General features: G+C 71.2%; 11 protein-coding genes. 4 read left to right on the top strand and 7 right to left on the bottom strand.

The annotated features are described in order from the left end of the window. Positions 1-115: 115 nt before the first annotated feature. Positions 116-2,044, bottom strand: a complete 1,929-nt coding sequence (locus ACZ7L1_RS08460; RefSeq protein ID WP_471435421.1) for a hypothetical protein — start codon at positions 2,042-2,044, stop codon at positions 116-118. Between the two features lie 797 nt (positions 2,045-2,841). Between ACZ7L1_RS08460 and ACZ7L1_RS08455 the strand changes: the two genes are divergently transcribed. From ACZ7L1_RS08455 to ACZ7L1_RS08445, 3 genes are all read left to right on the top strand, one after another. After that, positions 2,842-3,213, top strand: a complete 372-nt coding sequence (locus ACZ7L1_RS08455) for a phage holin family protein (RefSeq protein ID WP_471435419.1) — start codon at positions 2,842-2,844, stop codon at positions 3,211-3,213. Continuing rightward, positions 3,210-3,776, top strand: coding sequence for a DUF3618 domain-containing protein (locus ACZ7L1_RS08450; RefSeq protein ID WP_471435321.1), 567 nt, complete (start codon positions 3,210-3,212; stop codon positions 3,774-3,776). Before ACZ7L1_RS08455 ends, ACZ7L1_RS08450 begins: the two co-directional genes overlap by 4 nt. 481 nt (positions 3,777-4,257) lie before the next feature. Then, positions 4,258-6,324, top strand: coding sequence for a SpoIIE family protein phosphatase (locus tag ACZ7L1_RS08445; protein WP_471435319.1), 2,067 nt, complete (start codon positions 4,258-4,260; stop codon positions 6,322-6,324). Between the two features lie 154 nt (positions 6,325-6,478). Here ACZ7L1_RS08445 and ACZ7L1_RS08440 read toward each other — a convergent pair whose 3' ends face one another. From ACZ7L1_RS08440 to ACZ7L1_RS08415, 6 genes are all read right to left on the bottom strand, one after another. Then, on the bottom strand, positions 6,479-8,485 hold the full coding sequence (locus tag ACZ7L1_RS08440) for a beta-galactosidase (RefSeq protein WP_471435317.1): 2,007 nt from the start codon (positions 8,483-8,485) through the stop codon (positions 6,479-6,481). After that, the gene (locus ACZ7L1_RS08435; protein WP_471435315.1) at positions 8,482-9,795 is read right to left on the bottom strand and encodes a glycoside hydrolase family 36 protein; all 1,314 of its coding nucleotides are present in this window, start codon (positions 9,793-9,795) and stop codon (positions 8,482-8,484) included. The genes ACZ7L1_RS08440 and ACZ7L1_RS08435 overlap by 4 nt, the downstream gene beginning before the upstream one ends. 29 nt (positions 9,796-9,824) lie before the next feature. Further along, positions 9,825-10,718, bottom strand: a complete 894-nt coding sequence (locus ACZ7L1_RS08430) for a carbohydrate ABC transporter permease (protein ID WP_471435313.1) — start codon at positions 10,716-10,718, stop codon at positions 9,825-9,827. After that, positions 10,715-11,698 (bottom strand): carbohydrate ABC transporter permease, encoded by a 984-nt coding sequence (locus tag ACZ7L1_RS08425; RefSeq protein WP_471435311.1) that lies wholly within the window; start codon positions 11,696-11,698, stop codon positions 10,715-10,717. The genes ACZ7L1_RS08430 and ACZ7L1_RS08425 overlap by 4 nt, the downstream gene beginning before the upstream one ends. Continuing rightward, complete coding sequence (locus tag ACZ7L1_RS08420) at positions 11,695-13,008, bottom strand: ABC transporter substrate-binding protein (RefSeq protein ID WP_471435309.1); 1,314 nt, start codon at positions 13,006-13,008, stop codon at positions 11,695-11,697. Before ACZ7L1_RS08420 ends, ACZ7L1_RS08425 begins: the two co-directional genes overlap by 4 nt. A gap of 271 nt (positions 13,009-13,279) precedes the next feature. Continuing rightward, positions 13,280-15,208 (bottom strand): copper resistance CopC/CopD family protein, encoded by a 1,929-nt coding sequence (locus ACZ7L1_RS08415; RefSeq protein ID WP_471435308.1) that lies wholly within the window; start codon positions 15,206-15,208, stop codon positions 13,280-13,282. A gap of 195 nt (positions 15,209-15,403) precedes the next feature. Between ACZ7L1_RS08415 and ACZ7L1_RS08410 the strand changes: the two genes are divergently transcribed. Further along, positions 15,404-15,994 carry an HhH-GPD-type base excision DNA repair protein gene (locus ACZ7L1_RS08410; RefSeq protein ID WP_471435307.1) on the top strand — a complete coding sequence of 197 codons (591 nt, stop codon included), beginning with the start codon at positions 15,404-15,406 and terminating at the stop codon, positions 15,992-15,994. Positions 15,995-16,059: the final 65 nt, after the last annotated feature.

Genomic DNA, 16,059 nt, shown 5'->3' with positions numbered 1-16,059 from the left:
CTTCGGCGTGGTGAAGGTTTCGGAGAGTTGCAAGGACACGGCGCCGAAGTGATGTGCGGGGTGGACGCGGCTGCCCCGCCCGTTCGTCGGGCGGGGCAGCCGGTGGTGGGGAAGGTCAGGGAACCGACTTGTAGGTGTTGCTGGCCCACAGGGCGCCGCCCGTGCCGGGGCCGCCGCCGCTCCTGTAGACGACGAAGTTGCCGTCGCTCTGCATGAGGGCGTAGGCGCCGGAGTGGCCGTAGGTGTGGGTGGACCACAGGGCGCCGCCGGTGCTGGGGCCGCCGCCGCTCTTGTAGACGACCAGGTTGCCGTCGCTCTGCATGTCCATGTAGGCGCCCGCGTGACCGTAGGTTCCGGTGGACCAGATGGCCTTGCCGTCGCGCGTGCGGTACATCACGACATTGCCGTCCGCCTGCACCACCAGGCGCGTGTACCGGGTCTGGGTCCACCAGCCGCCATTGAGCTTCAGGCCCGACTTGATCGTCGTCGCGCGCACGTTGGTGCCGTCCGCCCAGAGCGACCCGCCGGTGCTGGGGCCGCCGCCGGCGCCGTACACCACGAGGTTGCCGTCGTCCTGCAGCAGGAGGTAGGCGCCGGTGTGACCGTAGGTGTGGGTGGACCACAGGGCGCCGCCGTCGGCGGCGTAGACGACGAGGTTGCCGTCGCTCTGCATGTAGGCGTACGCCCCCGAGTGACCCGAGGTGTGGCTGGACCAGATCGCCGGGCCGTTGCCCGCCGCGCCGGTCTTGAGGTAGGCGACCAGGTTGCCGTCGCCGCCCATGGACAGCGTCACGTTCGCGCTGCTCAGCCGGTGGCCGGAGGTCAGTTTCTGTCCGGGCTGCAGCGCGTTGACGGTGTTCGGTCCGCCGGTGAAGGCGGCGGTGCCGTTGGGCGTGCCGAGGCCCGTCGGGCCGTCGTAACCGGAGCCCGCGGTGCACAGATAGGCGGGAGAACAGGTCCCGTTGGACCCCGTGGTGACGTCGTTCAGCGTCGCCGTGTTGCCGTAGAGGTACGAGGAGGGGTAGCTGTTCGCGGTCGGGGTGCCCGCGAGGGCGTAGGTGGCCGCGACGATGGGCGAGGACGCGCTGGTGCCGCCGTAGACGTCCCAGCCGGAGGCCCCGTAGGTGTCGTAGACGGCGACGCCGGTGGCCGGGTCGGCGACCGCCGAGACGTCCGCGACGCTGCGACCGGAGCAGCCGGTGTCCCACTGCCAGGACGGCTTGGGCTCGACCGCGGAGCATCCGGATCCCGTGCCGTCGGTGCTGTCGGTGGACCACACCGACTCGCTCCAGCCCCGGGAGGTGCTCGCGCGGACGAGCGAGGTGCCGCCGACCGCCGTGACGTACGGGGAGCTGGCGGGGTACTCGGCGCCGTAGCCGCCGTCACCGGCGCTGACCGTGATGGCGACGCCGGGGTGGTTGAAGTACTGGACGTCCGCGGTGGTCTCGCTCGGGTCCTCGGTGCCGCCGAAGGAGTTGGAGACGTACTTCGCGCCGAGGGCGACGGCCTCGTTCTCGGCCGTGCCGAGGTCGGACACGCTGGGGGAGTTCGCCTCGACGAGCAGGATGTGGCACTGCGGGCAGACGGCGCTGACCATGTCGAGGTCGAGGGATATCTCACCGGCCCATCCGGCGTCCGCACTCGGGTAGGTGGTGCCGCCGGTCTGGTTGACCTTGCGGAAGCAGCCGTTCGCGGTGGTGCAGGCGGGAAGGCCGTACTGGGACCGGTAGGTGGCGAGGTCCGACTCGGCGGTGGGGTCGTCCATGGCGTCGACGATCGCCACGGTCCGGCCCGAACCGGCCGTGCCGGACAGCAGGTTGTAGGCGCTCTGCAGGTCCGAGGGGCCGTAGCCGGACGGTGTGGCGTTCGGGCTGAGCGTCATGTGCTGGACGATGTCGGTCCTGGCCTCGGCGAGGCAGGCCATGTGACCCGGCTTGGTGGCGTGGGCGCACAGGTGCTTGACGTGGGCCGCCGAGGTGGCCGAGGCCGCGGACGCGGTCGCCGTGAGCGGTCCGCCGGCCAGGAGTGCGGCGGCGGACAGCAGAGCGGCCGCCGCGGAGCCCGCCCGGCGTCTGCGTCTGCCGCCCGGCTGCTTCGGTGTCGCGTGTTCGGCGCTTGAGCGCAAGGAAGTGCCCTTCTGTGTGGTGCCGATGGAGAGCGACTGGTCAGGGCTGGTCCGGCCGGGACCGCCGTGTCGGCGGATGTGCGGCGCGATGCCGCCGCTGCCGGTCACCGCCGAGTGGCGTGCGCGTGGGGACGGGAGGACTGCGTCAGTACGGTGCGCTCGACCGCGGACCGGGCGTTCCTGATGTTCCGTAAGTGACGCCACGGAAAACGGAAGAAGCCAATACCCCGGAAGAAGTGGAGCGCGTGACGGCTTCACGTGCACTCGGTTTCGACGGTGCTCCTTCGAACGCGTCGCCGCCTTCTTCCATGTCCCCGCCCTCGCCGGTTCCGCACGCGCGCACAGACAAGTTGACGGACCGGAAATGCTCGCAGAAGCCTTGCCCGACCCACGGTGTGCTGAGTGAGGGAGGCCTCTGCCAGGACGTTATCCGGGCGGTTCGTCCAGAAACAATCCGACGATGGTAAATCCTTGATCAGAGTCGGGTAGTCGCCGTTCATAACGTTGCCGATGCGCGCGGAGTCCGCGCGGAGTGGCTGAGTTGGGCGCCCTGAAACGGGCTGACCGGGGTACTCGCGAGCGCACCGGACGGTCGGGGCGCCAGGGCGCCGGCCGATCGCAGGAACCGATACGGATGGGTGGTGATCTCCGTGACGAGCACGCAGCCGCACTACACCGGACGCAACCACAGCGTGAACCGCTCCGGTCAGGAGCCGGTGAGTGAGCTGGTGCAGCGGGCCTCGCAGCAGTTGACGGAGTTGGTGCGCGGCGAACTGAGGCTGGCGCAGGCGGAGATGAAGGAGAAGGGCAAGCGCTACGGCAGGGGCGGCGGGCTGTTCGGCGGCGCCGGAGTCGTGGGTCTGCTCACCCTGCAGGCCCTGGTGGCCACGGTCATCGCGGCCCTGGCGGTACCACTGCCGGTGTGGGCCGCCGCCCTGATCGTCACCGTGGCGCTGGGCATTGTCGCCGCGGTCCTGGCCGTGACCGGGAAGAAGCAGGTCGGCCGGGCCGCGCCGCCCGCGCCCGAGCAGACGATCGAGAACGTGAAGGCCGACCTGGCCGAGATCAAGGAGAGTGCGCACCGATGAGCAAGCCGACTCGCGACGAGCGGACCGCCACGGGCACGGAGGAACTGCGCGTACAGCTCGAGCACCGCCGGGAGGAGCTGGGGCAGACGGTGGAGGCGCTGGTGGCCAAAACCGACGTCAAGGCCCGCGCCCAGGAGAAGGCGGCCGAGGTGAAGGAGCAGGCCGTGGTCAAAGCCGCCGAAGTCAAGGAGCAAGCCGTGGTCAAAGCCGCCGAAGTCAAGGAGCAAGCCGTGGTCAAAGCCGCCGAAGTCAAGGAGCAGGCCGCGGCGAAGGGCACCGAGCTGAAGGCCAAGGCCGCCGGCATCGCGCACCAGGTGCAGGACAGGCTGCCCGACATGGTCAGGGACAAGGCGGCCCGGGCTGTAGGCGAGGCCCGCGCGCAGGCGTCACAGGCCGGGCGGGTGTGGGAGGAGAAGGCGCCCGAGCCGTTGCGGCAGAAGGCGGCCCAGGGGGCCCGGGCGGCACGGGACAAGCGCACCGTGCTGCTGGTGGCCGCCGCCGGCGCCGTGACGCTGTGGCTGGCCCGGCGCCGCGGAAGCCGTCGTGGGGGCACCCGCTCGTGATCGTCCGCAGTCGGCCCACGGGGCGCCGGGCCGCCTAGTGCTGTGGCCGGAAAGGTTTGCCGGAAAGCTCGCGGCGTCCGGTGCTGGGGGCACCTCCCACGCCCTTCAGGCAGTGGGGGAGCATCGCAACGCGGAGCGTCGCCCGCGTACCGGATGTACTCGGGCGATGCGACAACGCGGCGAGGTGCCGTGCCGGGCGTCGTGAGCCGGTGAACCTTTCCGGCCACAGCACCAGGCACTGTCGTCACCGGTGGGGCAGGGGCGCGTCGCGCGCGGGTGGCGGTCGGGGCCGGGTGGCAGGGACACCACCGCGCGCCCCGAAGCCGCGCCCGGCGCGGTTCCCGGCTGCGGCCCCCGGCTTCCCCGGCTGTCCAGGTCACCCGCCCAGGGGCAGCATGGAGATACCGGAAGCCTGATTCAGGCGTGGAGCGATGGCGGTACAGGTCGCCATGCCACGTCGGCAGGCGGAGGGGAGGTCCCGATGTCAGCCGAACCCTTCCAGGTGGACGGCGACGATTCCGGCCCCGGGCACCCCCGGCGGACCGGCCTGCTGGACGTGCTCAGCGTCGCCGCGGTGGTGCTGGACGAGGATGGGCGCATCGTGTTCTGGAGCCCGCAGGCCCAGGAATTGTTCGGCTACACCCCGAAGGAGGCGCTCGGGCAGTTCGCGGCGCGGCTGCTGGTCCACCCGGAGCACTTCCAGACCGTGCTGAGTCTCTTCACCGAGGTCATGCAGACCGGCCGGAGCTGGGCCGGTGCCTTCCCCATCCGGCACAAGAACGGCGACACCAGGCTGATGGAGTTCCGCAACATGCGGTTGTGGAACGACCGCGGGGAGGTCTACGCCCTGGGGATCGGCGCCGACCACACCATCCTCCAGCGTCTGGAGACCGACCTGGCGCTGTGCGAGCGGCTGGTCAACCAGTCCCCGATCGGCCTCGCCCTCATGGACCCCGACCTGTGCTACCTCCTGGTGAACCCCGCCCTGGAGCGCATCGACGGCATCCCCGCCGAGGAGCACATCGGCCGGCATCTGCGGGAGACCGCGCCCTTCGCCGACGTCGACACCGTCGAGTCCGCCCTGCACCAGGTGCTGGCCACCGGCACCCCCCTCCTGGACCAGTACCACGTGGGCCGTACCCCCGCCGACCCCGAGCACGACCATGCCTGGTCCCTGTCCTTCTACCGCCTCGAGGACCCCGGCGGACGCGTTCTCGGCGCCGCCGCCTCGGTCGTCGACGTCACCGAGCGGCACCGCGCGGCCACCGAGGCGGACCGGGCCCGGCGGCGCCTCGCCCTCATCGCCGACGCCTCCGCCCGCGTGGGCAACACCCTGGAGGTGGAGCAGACCGCCCGCGAGCTGGCCGAGGTCGCCGCGCCCGAGCTGGCCGACGTGGTCGCCGTGGACGTCCTCGACTCCGCCCTCGCCTTCCGCCGTACCGGCAAACTGGACAGCGGCCCGGAGCTGTTCCGCGCCCTGGCCCTCAAGGCGGCCCATCCCACCGTGGCCCTGCGCGCCGCCGACTCCCCCGGCGACCTCGCCGCCTACGACGGCGACCGGCTGGTCACCCTGTGCGTGCACACCGGCCGGCCGGTCCTGGTGCGCCATGTGGGCGAGCACGACCTGCAGCGCATCGCCCGCGACCCCGAGGGCACCACGTTGCTGGCGCGTGCCGGGGTCCACTCCTACCTCGCGGTGCCGCTGATCGCGCGCGGCGAGGTGCTCGGCGCCCTCGACCTCAAGCGCACCCGCAACCCGCTGCCGTTCGACGAGGACGACGTCATCCTGGCCACCGAGCTGGCCGGCCGGGCCGCCGTGGCCATGGACAACGCCCGCTGGTACCAGAGCGTCCGCAACACCGCCCTCACTCTGCAGCGCAGCCTGCTGCCCGACCACGCCCCGCACCACACCGGCCTGGACCTCGCCACCCGCTACCAGCCCGCCCAGACCACCAGCGAGGTCGGCGGGGACTGGTACGACGTCATCCCGCTGACCGGCGACAAGACGGCGCTGGTCGTCGGCGACGTCATGGGCAACGGCATCGACGCCGCCGCCACCATGGGCCGGCTGCGCACGGCGACCTGCGCCTACGCGGACCTCGACCTCGACCCCGAGGTGGTGCTCCAGCACCTCGACAAGATCACCTGCGATCTGGAGCACTACATCGTCACCTGCCTGTACGCGGTCTACGACCCCCACCAGGGGCTGTGCCGCATCGCCAACGCGGGACACCTGCCGCCCGCGCTGGCCCGCGTCGGCCGTGCCCCTGCCCTGCTGGACCTGCCCAGCGGGGCCCCGCTGGGCGTCGGCGGCATCCCCTTCGAGACCGCCACCACCGAACTGGACCCCGGTGACCTGCTGGTCCTGTACACGGACGGCCTGGTGGAGACCCGTCACCACTCCATCGACGACCGCCTGAACATGCTGCTCGCCCTCCTCGACCAGCCCCAGCGGCCCCTGGAGGAGACCTGCGACCTCCTGCTGGACGGCCTGCGCCACCCTGACGACCACGACGACGTCGCCCTCCTCGTCGCCCGCGCCCATTAGGGCCACCCGGATCGGCCGAACGGTCGAGGGAGCCCGCGCACCCCTCGGGAAGGCCGAGCTCATGCCGAGGCGGGCGCGCGGGGCCGCGGGGGAGGTGGAGGAGACGTGGCAGGGGCCCCTGCCGAGATCGGCCGGGGCCCCTGCCACGGTCGCGTCACGGCCGCCGGGGCTCCCGCACGACGGCCACCTCGCCCGGCTCGACCGTCACCGAGCCGGGTGCCGGCTTGCCCGTCAGCAGCTCCACCGCGTCCTCGGCGACGGTCACCCGCGCGCCGCGGCGCGTGTGGTCGATGACGAACAGGTAGTCCGCGGACGGACCCCGCCGCCGGACGACCTCCACGCCCTCCGGGGCGGTCCGCACCGGCTCCACGCCCGCCTCGCCGCGGATGCGGGTCAGGAGGGCGTCGAGGGTGTCCGGGTCGGGCCGGGTCGCCAGGTACCAGGCGGTGCCCTCGCCATGGGCGTGGCGCGTCACGGCGGGCACGCCCTTCAGGGGGCCCTCCTCGTACGACGACACGGCCTCGGCGCCCTCCAGGCGCAGCCGCTCCGACCACAGGGTCGCCGTCCCGCCGCCGCTCAGCGGCACCGACTCGCCCGACAGCAGCGGGAACAGCTCGTCCGACCTGACACCCAGCGCCTCCCGGAAGGCTCCGGGGTAACCGCCCAGCCGGACGTGGCAGTTCTCGTCCACCGCCCCGCTGTGGAAGCCCACCGCGAGGGTTCCGCCGCGCTCCGCGAACCCGGTGAGGTTCGCCGCTCCCGCGTCGTCGACCAGGTACAGGCTGGGCGCCAGGACCAGGCGATACGGGGACAGGTCCGCGTCAGGGCGGACGAAGTCCACGGCGACGCCCGTGCGCCACAGCGGCTCGTACCAGGCGCGGACCAGCTCCGCGAAGCGGACGTCGGTGCTGGGCTGGGAGGGGAGTTCCAGGGCCCAGCGGGCGTTGTAGTCCCAGACGATCGCGACCTCGGCGGTGCCGGTGCTGCCGCGCACTTCCGCGAGCGCCTTCAGGTCGGCGCCGAGGCGGACCACGTCCCGCCAGACCTGAGTGTCCGTGCCCGCGTGCGGCAGCATCGCCGAGTGCCACTGCTCGGCGCCCGCCTTCGAGGCCCGCCACTGGAAGTAGGCGATGCCGTCGGCGCCGTGGGCGACGTGCGCGAGGGCGTTGCGGCGCAGCTCGCCCGGGCCCTTGGCGCGGTTGACGGGCTGCCAGTTCACGGCTCCCGTGGAGTGCTCCATCAGGAACCAGGGCCCGCCCGCCATCGAGCGCATCAGGTCACCGCTCAGCGCGATGTCGATGTGCGACTCGGGGTCCGTCGAGCGCAGGTAGTGGTCGTTCGAGACGACGTCCAGCTCCGGGGCCCAGCGCCAGTAGTCCAGCGCCTCGAAGCTGAAGTTCACCATGAAGTTGGTGGTGGCCGGGGTCGAGGGGGCCGCCGCGCGCAGCACGTCCCGCTCCGCCGTGTACAGCTCCAGCAGCTCGTCGGAGCAGAAGCGGCGCCAGTCCAGCCGGTGGGTCGGGTTGGGGACGGCGCCCGTCGCGCGCGGGGGCAGGATCTCGTCCCAGTCGTAGTACCACTGGCTCCAGAAGGCGGTGCCCCAGGCGTGGTTGAGCGCCGCCAGGTCGTCGCCGTACTTGGCGCGCAGCCAGCCCCTGAAGGACGCCGCGCTGGTGTCGCAGTAGCACTCGGCGTTGTGGCAGCCGTACTCGTTGTGGACGTGCCACATCGCGAGGGCCGGGTGGTCGGCGTACCGCTCGGCCAGCCTGCCCGCGATGCGCAGGGCCGCCTCCCGGTAGGCGGGGCTGGACGGGCAGAAGGTCTGCCGGCTGCCGTAGGACAGGGTGCGGCCTTCGCGGTCGACGGGCAGCGCCTCGGGGTGGGCCCGGAAGAACCAGGCCGGCGGGGCCGCGGTGGGCGTGGCGAGGTCGGCGGCGATGCCGTTCTCGTGCAGCAGATCGAGGATCCGGTCCATGCGCGAGAAGTCGTACACGCCTTCGACGGGCTCCAGCAGCGCCCAGGAGAAGATGCCGACGCTGACCATCGTGACCCCGGCCTCGCGCATCAGGCGCATGTCCTCGGCCCAGACCTCCTCGGGCCACTGCTCGGGGTTGTAGTCGCCGCCGTAGGCGATGCCGGGTACGGACAAGGTGCGCTTCATCGGGCGCCTCTCGTGAGGAGACGGCGGGTCGTGGCCACGCCCCACGCGTCCAGGGACAGCAGACGGTCGCTGGAGGCCATCAGGCCCCCGGTGGCCTCGACATGGGCGGCCCAGCGTTCGCGGGTCTCCACGGCCGGGCGCGCCATCAGGCAGTCGGGGTCGTTGATCCAGAGGCGGCCCCGCTGCCACTGGCGTGCCCGGCCGGTGAACTCGGCGGGGTCCTGCCCGGGCTGGCTGAAGTCGTCCGCCTCCGGGCGGCGGTGCGGGGCCGTGTCGGGGCTGACCCGCATCGCGTCGAACAGGCCGATGGACGGCAGGATCGGCGCGCCGCAGCCCAGCAGGTACGCGTCCGGGCCGATGGCTTCGCGGATCAGGGCGATGCCCGCCCGGTACGCCGTCAGCGGATCGGCGCCAAGGTGCCGTACGCCGTCCAGGGCGCCCGCGTAGAGGAAGTCGACCTTGAAGTAGTCGTAGCCCTCGCTGCGCAGGGTGGCGAAGACGTGCGTCAGGTACGCCGCCGCATCCGGGTGGGTGGTGTCCAGGGCGTACAGGTCGTGGCCCCAGTTGTGGCCCGCGTGCACGGGCGCGCCCTCGATGTCCCGGACCAGCCAGTCGGGGTGGGCGGTGGCCAGCTCGCTGTCCGGGGCGACCAGGAACGGCGCCGTCCAGATACCGGCCCGGCGTCCCCGCGCCCGGATCGTGTCGGCGATTCCCGCGCGCGAGCGGAAGCGGCCGGAGAGGGTGAGCCAGTCGCCGAGGGCGCTCTGGTAGCCGTCGTCGATCTGGACCACGTCGACGGGCAGGTCCAGGGTGTCCATCGCCCGCAGGTTCTCGTGGATGTCGTCCTCGGTGACCTCGGTGAAGTACTCGTACCAGGAGCACCACACGGTCGGCGCGGGGCGCGGCGGCGCCACGCCGAGACCGTCGGCCCACTCGGCGAGGACGGACTGGATGTCCGGGCCGGTCAGCTCCCGGACCGGCCCGTCCGCGCTCACCTCGGCCCGGTCGCCGTGCACCTCCAGCCGGATGGAGGGCACGGCTCGGTACGGGTCGGTCGCCGCCCACAGCCGGACCGGCGTGCCGTCGCCCGGGTCGAGCGCCAGCAGCCCCTCGCCCTGGAAGGCGCCGGAGGGGACGGTGCGGCCGGGGCGGTAGCAGACGGTCGCCCAGTTGTCGTCCGCCGGGCGGTGCGGCTTCTCACCGAGGGCGTAGGCGCCGCTCGGGCTCCAGGACTGCCAGCCCTCCTCGTGGACCCGTGCCCGGGCGACGTCCACGGGCACGGAGGCGAGCGGCGTGAAGGGGTGGTGCACAGTGCTTCTCTTCTCGGAAAAAGGGTCGGTCAGCCCTTGTTGGCGCCCAGGGTCAGGCCGCTGACGAACTGGCGTTGGAGCACGAAGTACACGATCAGCGTGGGGATCGCGGTGAGCAGGGCGCCTGCGGCGACCAGGTTGGGGTCGGTGAAGTACTGCCCGGACAGGTTGTTCAGCGCCGAGGTGATCGGCATGTTGTCGCCGGTGGAGATCAGCACGATGGCCCAGAAGAAGTCGTTGTAGATCCAGATGGACAGCAACGTCGCCAGCGCGGCCATCGCGGGCTTGCACAGCGGCAGCACGATCTGCCAGTACATCCGCCACACCGACGCGCCGTCGACCAGCGCGGCCTCGGTCAGCTCGTGCGGCAGCATCCGCATGTAGTTGCTCAGCACGAAGGCGCAGAAGCCGGACTGGAACGCCACGTGGATGAGGACCAGACCCAGCGCGGAGTCGTACAGCTTGCCGCTGACCGTGATGCCGGGCAGGTCGATCAGCAGGTACATGCGGTACAGCGGGGTGATGATGACCTGCTGCGGCAGCAGGTTGCCGGCCGTGAAGACCAGCAGCAGAGCGATGTTGAGCCGGAAGTCGAAGCGGCTGACGTAGAACGCGACCATCGACGACAGCAGCAGCGTCAGCAGCACGGCCGGTACCGCGATGATCAGCGTGTTGCCGAAGTAGTGCATCATGTCGGACTGCTCGAACGCGTTCGTGAAGTTGTCGAAGCTCAAGCGGTCCGGCCAGGAGACGTAGCCCTTGGCGCTGGTCTCCGAGTACGGCCGCAGGGCCGCGAAGACCGCCCACAGCAGCGGTCCGAGCCAGGCGAGCGAGGTGACGACGAGGAACACGTGCAGCAGGACCCGGGCCGGGCGGAGGGGGGTGCGCTGCTTGGCGCCGAGCGCGACGGTGGGGGTGCTCATGCGCGCCGCTCCTTCCGGAAGGTCGCGATCAGGTACGGGATGATGACCGCGAGGGAGATGACCAGCAGGACGACGGCGATCGCGGAGCCGTATCCGATCCGGCTGGACTCACCGATGATGTTGTTGGTGATCAGGATCGACAGCAGCTCGGTGCCCTGAGCGCCCTTGTTGAAGACGAACACCAGGTCGAAGGCGCGCAGGGCCTCGATGATGGTGACGACCAGGACGACGGTGTTGGTGGGCCGCAGCGTGGGGAAGATGACGTTCTTGAACGTCTGCCACTCGTTCGCGCCGTCGAGCGCGGAGGCCTCCCGCAGGGACGGGTCGACGCCCTTCAGACCGGCCAGGTAGAGGATCATCATGTAGCCGGTGTGCCGCCAGGACGCGGCGACCAGGACGGCCCACAGGTTGAGGTGCGGGTTGCCGATCCAGTCGATGTAGTGGCCGGGCTTGTTGGCCCCGATGAGGCTGTTGATCAGGCCGGTGTCGGGGTTGTAGACGAGCTGCCAGACGAACCCGGTGACCGCCAGCGACACCACGACCGGCAGGAAGAACGCGGTCTGGTAGATGCGGGTGAAGCGGATCTTCTTGTCCAACTGCACGGCCAGGAAGAGCCCGAACGGGGTCGGGATCAGGATGAGCACGACGAACCAGACGATGTTGTGCTCGACGGCCGGCCAGAACTGCGGGTTGTCGGTGAACAGTTGCTTGAAGTTCTGCAGCCCGACCCACTTGATCGAGTCGAACCCGATGCCGTCCCAGGTGGTGAAGGCCAGTGCGATGGAGGCTAGGGCGGTGACCCACACCAGCGCGACGTGCAGGATCGTGGGAACGCCCGCCATCAGCCCGAGCGTGATGCGGTCGCGGCGGGTGAGCAGGCGGTTGTGCCCCTGCGGGGCGCGCTTCTTCTGAGCGGGCGCGCCGCCCGGAGGCGGCACCTCGGCCGCCTCCGGGTTCTGGATACCGGTTTCGATGCTCATGAGGACGCGAAGATCGTCTTCTTCTGGCGCTCGATGGACGACAGGATGCTGTCCACGCCCTTGGGGTTACGGACGAAGTTCTGCAGCGCGGGCTGCATCACCGTGGAGGTGAAGTCCGGGCGGCTGTCGCGGTCCATGAACTGCGTCAGGTTCTTGGCGCCCGAGATCATCGTGTACGCCTTCTTCTGCAGCGCCGTGTACGAGGAGGTGTCGGCCTTGCTGGAGGCGGCCACCACGCTCGGGTCGGACTTGAGGTAGATCGCCTCGGCCTCCGGGGTGCCCAGGTACTCGAGCAGCTTCACGGCACCCGCGTGGTTCTTCGGGCTCTTGCTGAGCATGAACCCGTCGGTCGGCGCCTCGACGGTGTCCTGGCCGTACGCGGAGTTGATCTCCGGGAAGGCGAAGAAGTCGAGGTCCTCGACATCGGCCTTGTTGGTGAACTGCTGCGCCACGAAGGAGCCCAGCAGGTACATGCCCGCCTTCTTGGACACCAGCGTCTGCGCGGCGTCCTGCCAGGTGCGGCCCACCGCTCCGTCCTGGTGGTAGGGCAGCAGTTCGGCCCAGTGGTCGAAGACGGCCTTCACCTTCGCGTCGGTCCACGACTCCTTGCCCGCCATCAGGGACTTGTGGAAGTCGTAGCCGTTGAGGCGGAAGTTGATCTGGTCGAAGGTGCCCATCGCCGGCCAGGCGTCCTTGTCGCCGAAGGCGATCGGGACGAGGTTGTCCTTCTTCATCTGCCTGCACAGGGCCACGAGTTCGTCCCACGTGGTGGGGACCTTGTAGCCGTGCTGCTGGAAGACGCTCTTGCGGTAGAAGATCGCCCACGGGTACGTGTACAGCGGCACGAAGTAGTACTTGCCGTCCTCGCCCTTGCTGAGCTGCTTCATCGCGTCGGGGAAGTTGGCGCCGATGGTCTGCCACACGTCGTCGATCGGGGAGGCGAGACCCTTGGCCGCGAAGAACTGCATGCGGTAGCCGGCGAACCAGGTGAACACGTCGTCCGGCGTGCCCTGCAGGTAGGAGTTGATCTGCTCCTGGAACGTGTTGTGGTCCTTGGTGTTCACCGCGACCTTGACGCCTTCCTTCTTCTGGAAGGCCGCGTAGATGTCGGCGAACGCTTTCTTCGGCACCGCGTCCGAGGAGTTGGAGCCCAGGCTGACGGTCTTCGAGTCACCACCCGAGCCACTGCTGCCGGCGCAGGCGCTCAGCAGCGGAACGGCCGCGCTCAGCGCTGCGGCGCCGCCTATCCCGCGCAGCAGGGTGCGGCGGCTCGGGCCGGGAAGGGACAGACCGGAGGGTGAGTGATGCATTGACGGCTCCTGAGGGCAGTGGGTCCCGGCTGGCTCCGATCGAGGGGTCAGAAACGATCAGAATCCAACTTGACCAAACATCGTGGGCGTCATAAGACGCGAATGTCCGCTCATACGTCAAGAGCCGCCGGGGGCCGTTTTTGAAACGTGACCGACACGTCCTTGATCGGTAGCGCTTACACCGGGCCACCTCAAGGACAGCTTCCGGCAAAGAAAGTAAACAGATTCAGACAGCATCTATCGGCGGGCCGGGGCGGAGCCGGTGGTTCCGCTAGCCGATCCGCACCGTCGCCGAGACCGTGACCTGGTCGATGTCGCTCGTACGGACCGTCGCCCGCATCGTCCACCGGCCCGGCAACGGGAGGTTGAGGGTGTCCGTGGCCCAGTAGCCGCCCCGGTCGGTCAGCCTGGCGTCGAGCGGGCCGACGTCGCGGCCCTCGAGCGTGAAGGTGAGCCGCAGTTCGGGGACCGTCGCGATGCCGCCGTCGGGCCCGAAGATCAGCGCCTGGACGCCGTTCTCGCCCACCCGGCCGGGCGTCAGCTCGATCTGCACCTTCCCGTGCCCGCCGGGGGTGCCCACGTCGAAGGGGATCACCGTGGCGGAGCCGAGGGGCTGTCCGGCGGCGGCCGTCGACGCCGCCGCCTCCTCGGCCGCCCGGCCCGGCTGGGTCCCGGTGAGCAGCGTGGTGAGCGCGAGGACGACGAGCCCGAGGGAGATCTCGGCGAGCACGGAGCGGCGCAGGGCCCGGAGATGGGGCGCGGGGGCGCGATCTCCCGGCGCGGGCCCCGCCGGTGCGTCCTGAGGGTCTGTGTCCGTGCCCGTCCGTACGTCCACGGCGTCCCGTACGCCCCGTGCGTGCGAGGCGTCCCGTACGCGCGCGGCATCCCGTACGTGCGCCGCGTCGGCGTCCCCCGTGGCGGCGCCCACCGTCTCCCGGACCCGCTCCGGCGGCGCCTGAGCCTCCGCCGCCGGCAGCGCGAGCCGTGCCGTGAAGCGGCGGGAGCAGGCCGCCGCCGTGAGCAGCAGCGCGACCCCGACCAGCTTGACGACGAGCAGCCTGCCGTACGACGTCGAAGCGAGCGCGTCGAGGGAACCGAGGCCCCGCCAGGACTGGTAGGCACCGGTGGCGGCAAGGACGGCGACCGCGGCGAACGCCAGCCGCGAGAAGCGGGCGACCGCGGGGGCGGGCAGTTCCCCGGGCGTCCGTTTCACCACCGTCACCAGGGCCGCGAGCCCGCCCAGCCACACCGCCATCGCCAGCAGGTGCAGCACGGCCGAGGTCATCGCGAGCGGCACCTGGATCCCGGCGGACGCGTGCTCCGCCACCGCCCAGGTCAGGGCCAGCCCGAGCGACAGAAGGCTCACGATCGCGAACCGGAGCCGACCGGAACCCGCCGGGCCACGCCCGTCGGCCGGTGCGCGCAGCACCCCGGCCCGCGCCGTGACCGGTGCCGCCACCGCCAGCAGCGCCATCCGCACGAGCAGCGCGATGCCCGGGCGGCTCGTCGCCGTCTCCCGCAGCACCGTGAGGTCGAAGGCCGCCGCCGGGCCGCTGCCGCGCTCGTACGGACCCCGGAGCAGCAGCAGGGCGAGCGTGGTCGCGAGCAGCGTCCACCAGCCGCCCACGAGCAGCCCGCGCGGCGCTACCACGCCCGTGACCAGGGCGAACGCGGTGGCGCCGAGCAGCAGCGCGAGGCCGCCGTAGGCGATGTAGCGGGCGGTGTTGTACAGCGCCGTGGAGGCGGCGTCCTGGGCCTCGTCGTCCGGCAGGGCGGCCGTCGTCGCGGAGCGCTGTCCGACGGAGAAGGTGAGCGCGCCGGACACCGGGTGGCTGTCGGCCGACACCACCCGCCAGGCCACGATGTACGTGCCCTGCTTCAGGTCCGGCAGTGTGACGCGCGCCGTGTCCGAGCGGCCGTCCGCATGTTCCTGTTTGCCTGTGTGAAGCCGACGGTTCTCCGGGTCGAACACCCGGATGGAGTTGTCCAGCAGGCCGACCGACTCGGTGAAGGTGAGGGTGACGGCCTTCGGTGCCGTCTTCAGCACACTGCCGTCCACCGGGTCGGTGCCCCTCAGGGCGGCGTGCGCGGAGGCCGAACCGGCACCCGCGAGGAGCAGCAGGGGGGCGACGAGCAGGACCAGGGCGAGGTGCCGCAGCCGCCTCCCGCGCCGGTCCGCGCCCCGACTCCCCCCGTCCACACGTCCTCCGTCCACGTCACGTCTCCCGTATCCGCCGGTCCCGGGTCTCGGTTACGTACGGACGCGGCGCGCCCTGTTCTCATCGGCGGCCGGTGCAATCCCGGCCGCCGAAGGCGGAGTCGTCCATCATCTCCGTCCTCGCCGGCGTGGACTGCCCCGGCTGCGGTCCGCGCGCCGCCGGGCGACCATCGGGTCATGGACGTCACCCTTCACCTCGCCCAGGATCCCGAGGCCGACGCGCTCCTCGGGCGCAGTCCGCTCGCCGCACTGATCGGGATGCTGCTGGACCAGCAGGTCCCGATGGAGTGGGCGTTCAAGGGACCGTGGACCATCGCGCGACGACTCGGTGCCGACGACCTCGACGCGCACGACATCGCGGCCCAGGACCCGGATGCCTTCACGGAACTGCTGTCGCGCAAGCCCGCGGTGCATCGTTACCCGGGGTCGATGGCGCGGCGGGTCCAGCAACTGTGCCAGTACCTCGTCGAGCACTACGACGGGGACCCCGAGGCCCTGTGGGCCGACGCCGGCAGCGGGCGGGAACTGCTCGGGCGGCTCCAGGACCTGCCCGGCTTCGGCAAGCAGAAGGCGCAGATCTTCCTCGCGCTGCTCGGCAAGCAACTCGGCGTACGGCCCGAGGGGTGGCGGGAGGCCGCGGGTCCCTACGGAGAGGCCACGTCGTTCCGGTCCGTGGCCGACATCACCGGGCCCGAGTCCCTGGCGAAGGTCCGGGCGCACAAGCAGGAGATGAAGGCGGCGGCGAAGGCCGCGAAGGGCCGTCGGTAGCAGTCGGCGGGCGTCAGTCGGTCGGACCGTCCGGGGTGGCGGGGCGTCCGCACCCGTTCCCAGCA

Source organism: Streptomyces sp. NPDC107546, from assembly GCF_055639175.1.
This window is presented reverse-complemented; position numbering and strand designations above follow the sequence as displayed.

Coding starts and splice junctions, on each gene's coding strand:
- ACZ7L1_RS08450 (WP_471435321.1), top strand. CDS start 3,210: ATGAGCAAGCCGACTCGCGACGAGCGGACCGCCACGGGCACGGAGGAA.
- ACZ7L1_RS08445 (WP_471435319.1), top strand. CDS start 4,258: ATGTCAGCCGAACCCTTCCAGGTGGACGGCGACGATTCCGGCCCCGGG.
- ACZ7L1_RS08440 (WP_471435317.1), bottom strand. CDS start 8,485: ATGAAGCGCACCTTGTCCGTACCCGGCATCGCCTACGGCGGCGACTAC.
- ACZ7L1_RS08430 (WP_471435313.1), bottom strand. CDS start 10,718: ATGAGCACCCCCACCGTCGCGCTCGGCGCCAAGCAGCGCACCCCCCTC.
- ACZ7L1_RS08425 (WP_471435311.1), bottom strand. CDS start 11,698: ATGAGCATCGAAACCGGTATCCAGAACCCGGAGGCGGCCGAGGTGCCG.
- ACZ7L1_RS08420 (WP_471435309.1), bottom strand. CDS start 13,008: ATGCATCACTCACCCTCCGGTCTGTCCCTTCCCGGCCCGAGCCGCCGC.
- ACZ7L1_RS08410 (WP_471435307.1), top strand. CDS start 15,404: ATGGACGTCACCCTTCACCTCGCCCAGGATCCCGAGGCCGACGCGCTC.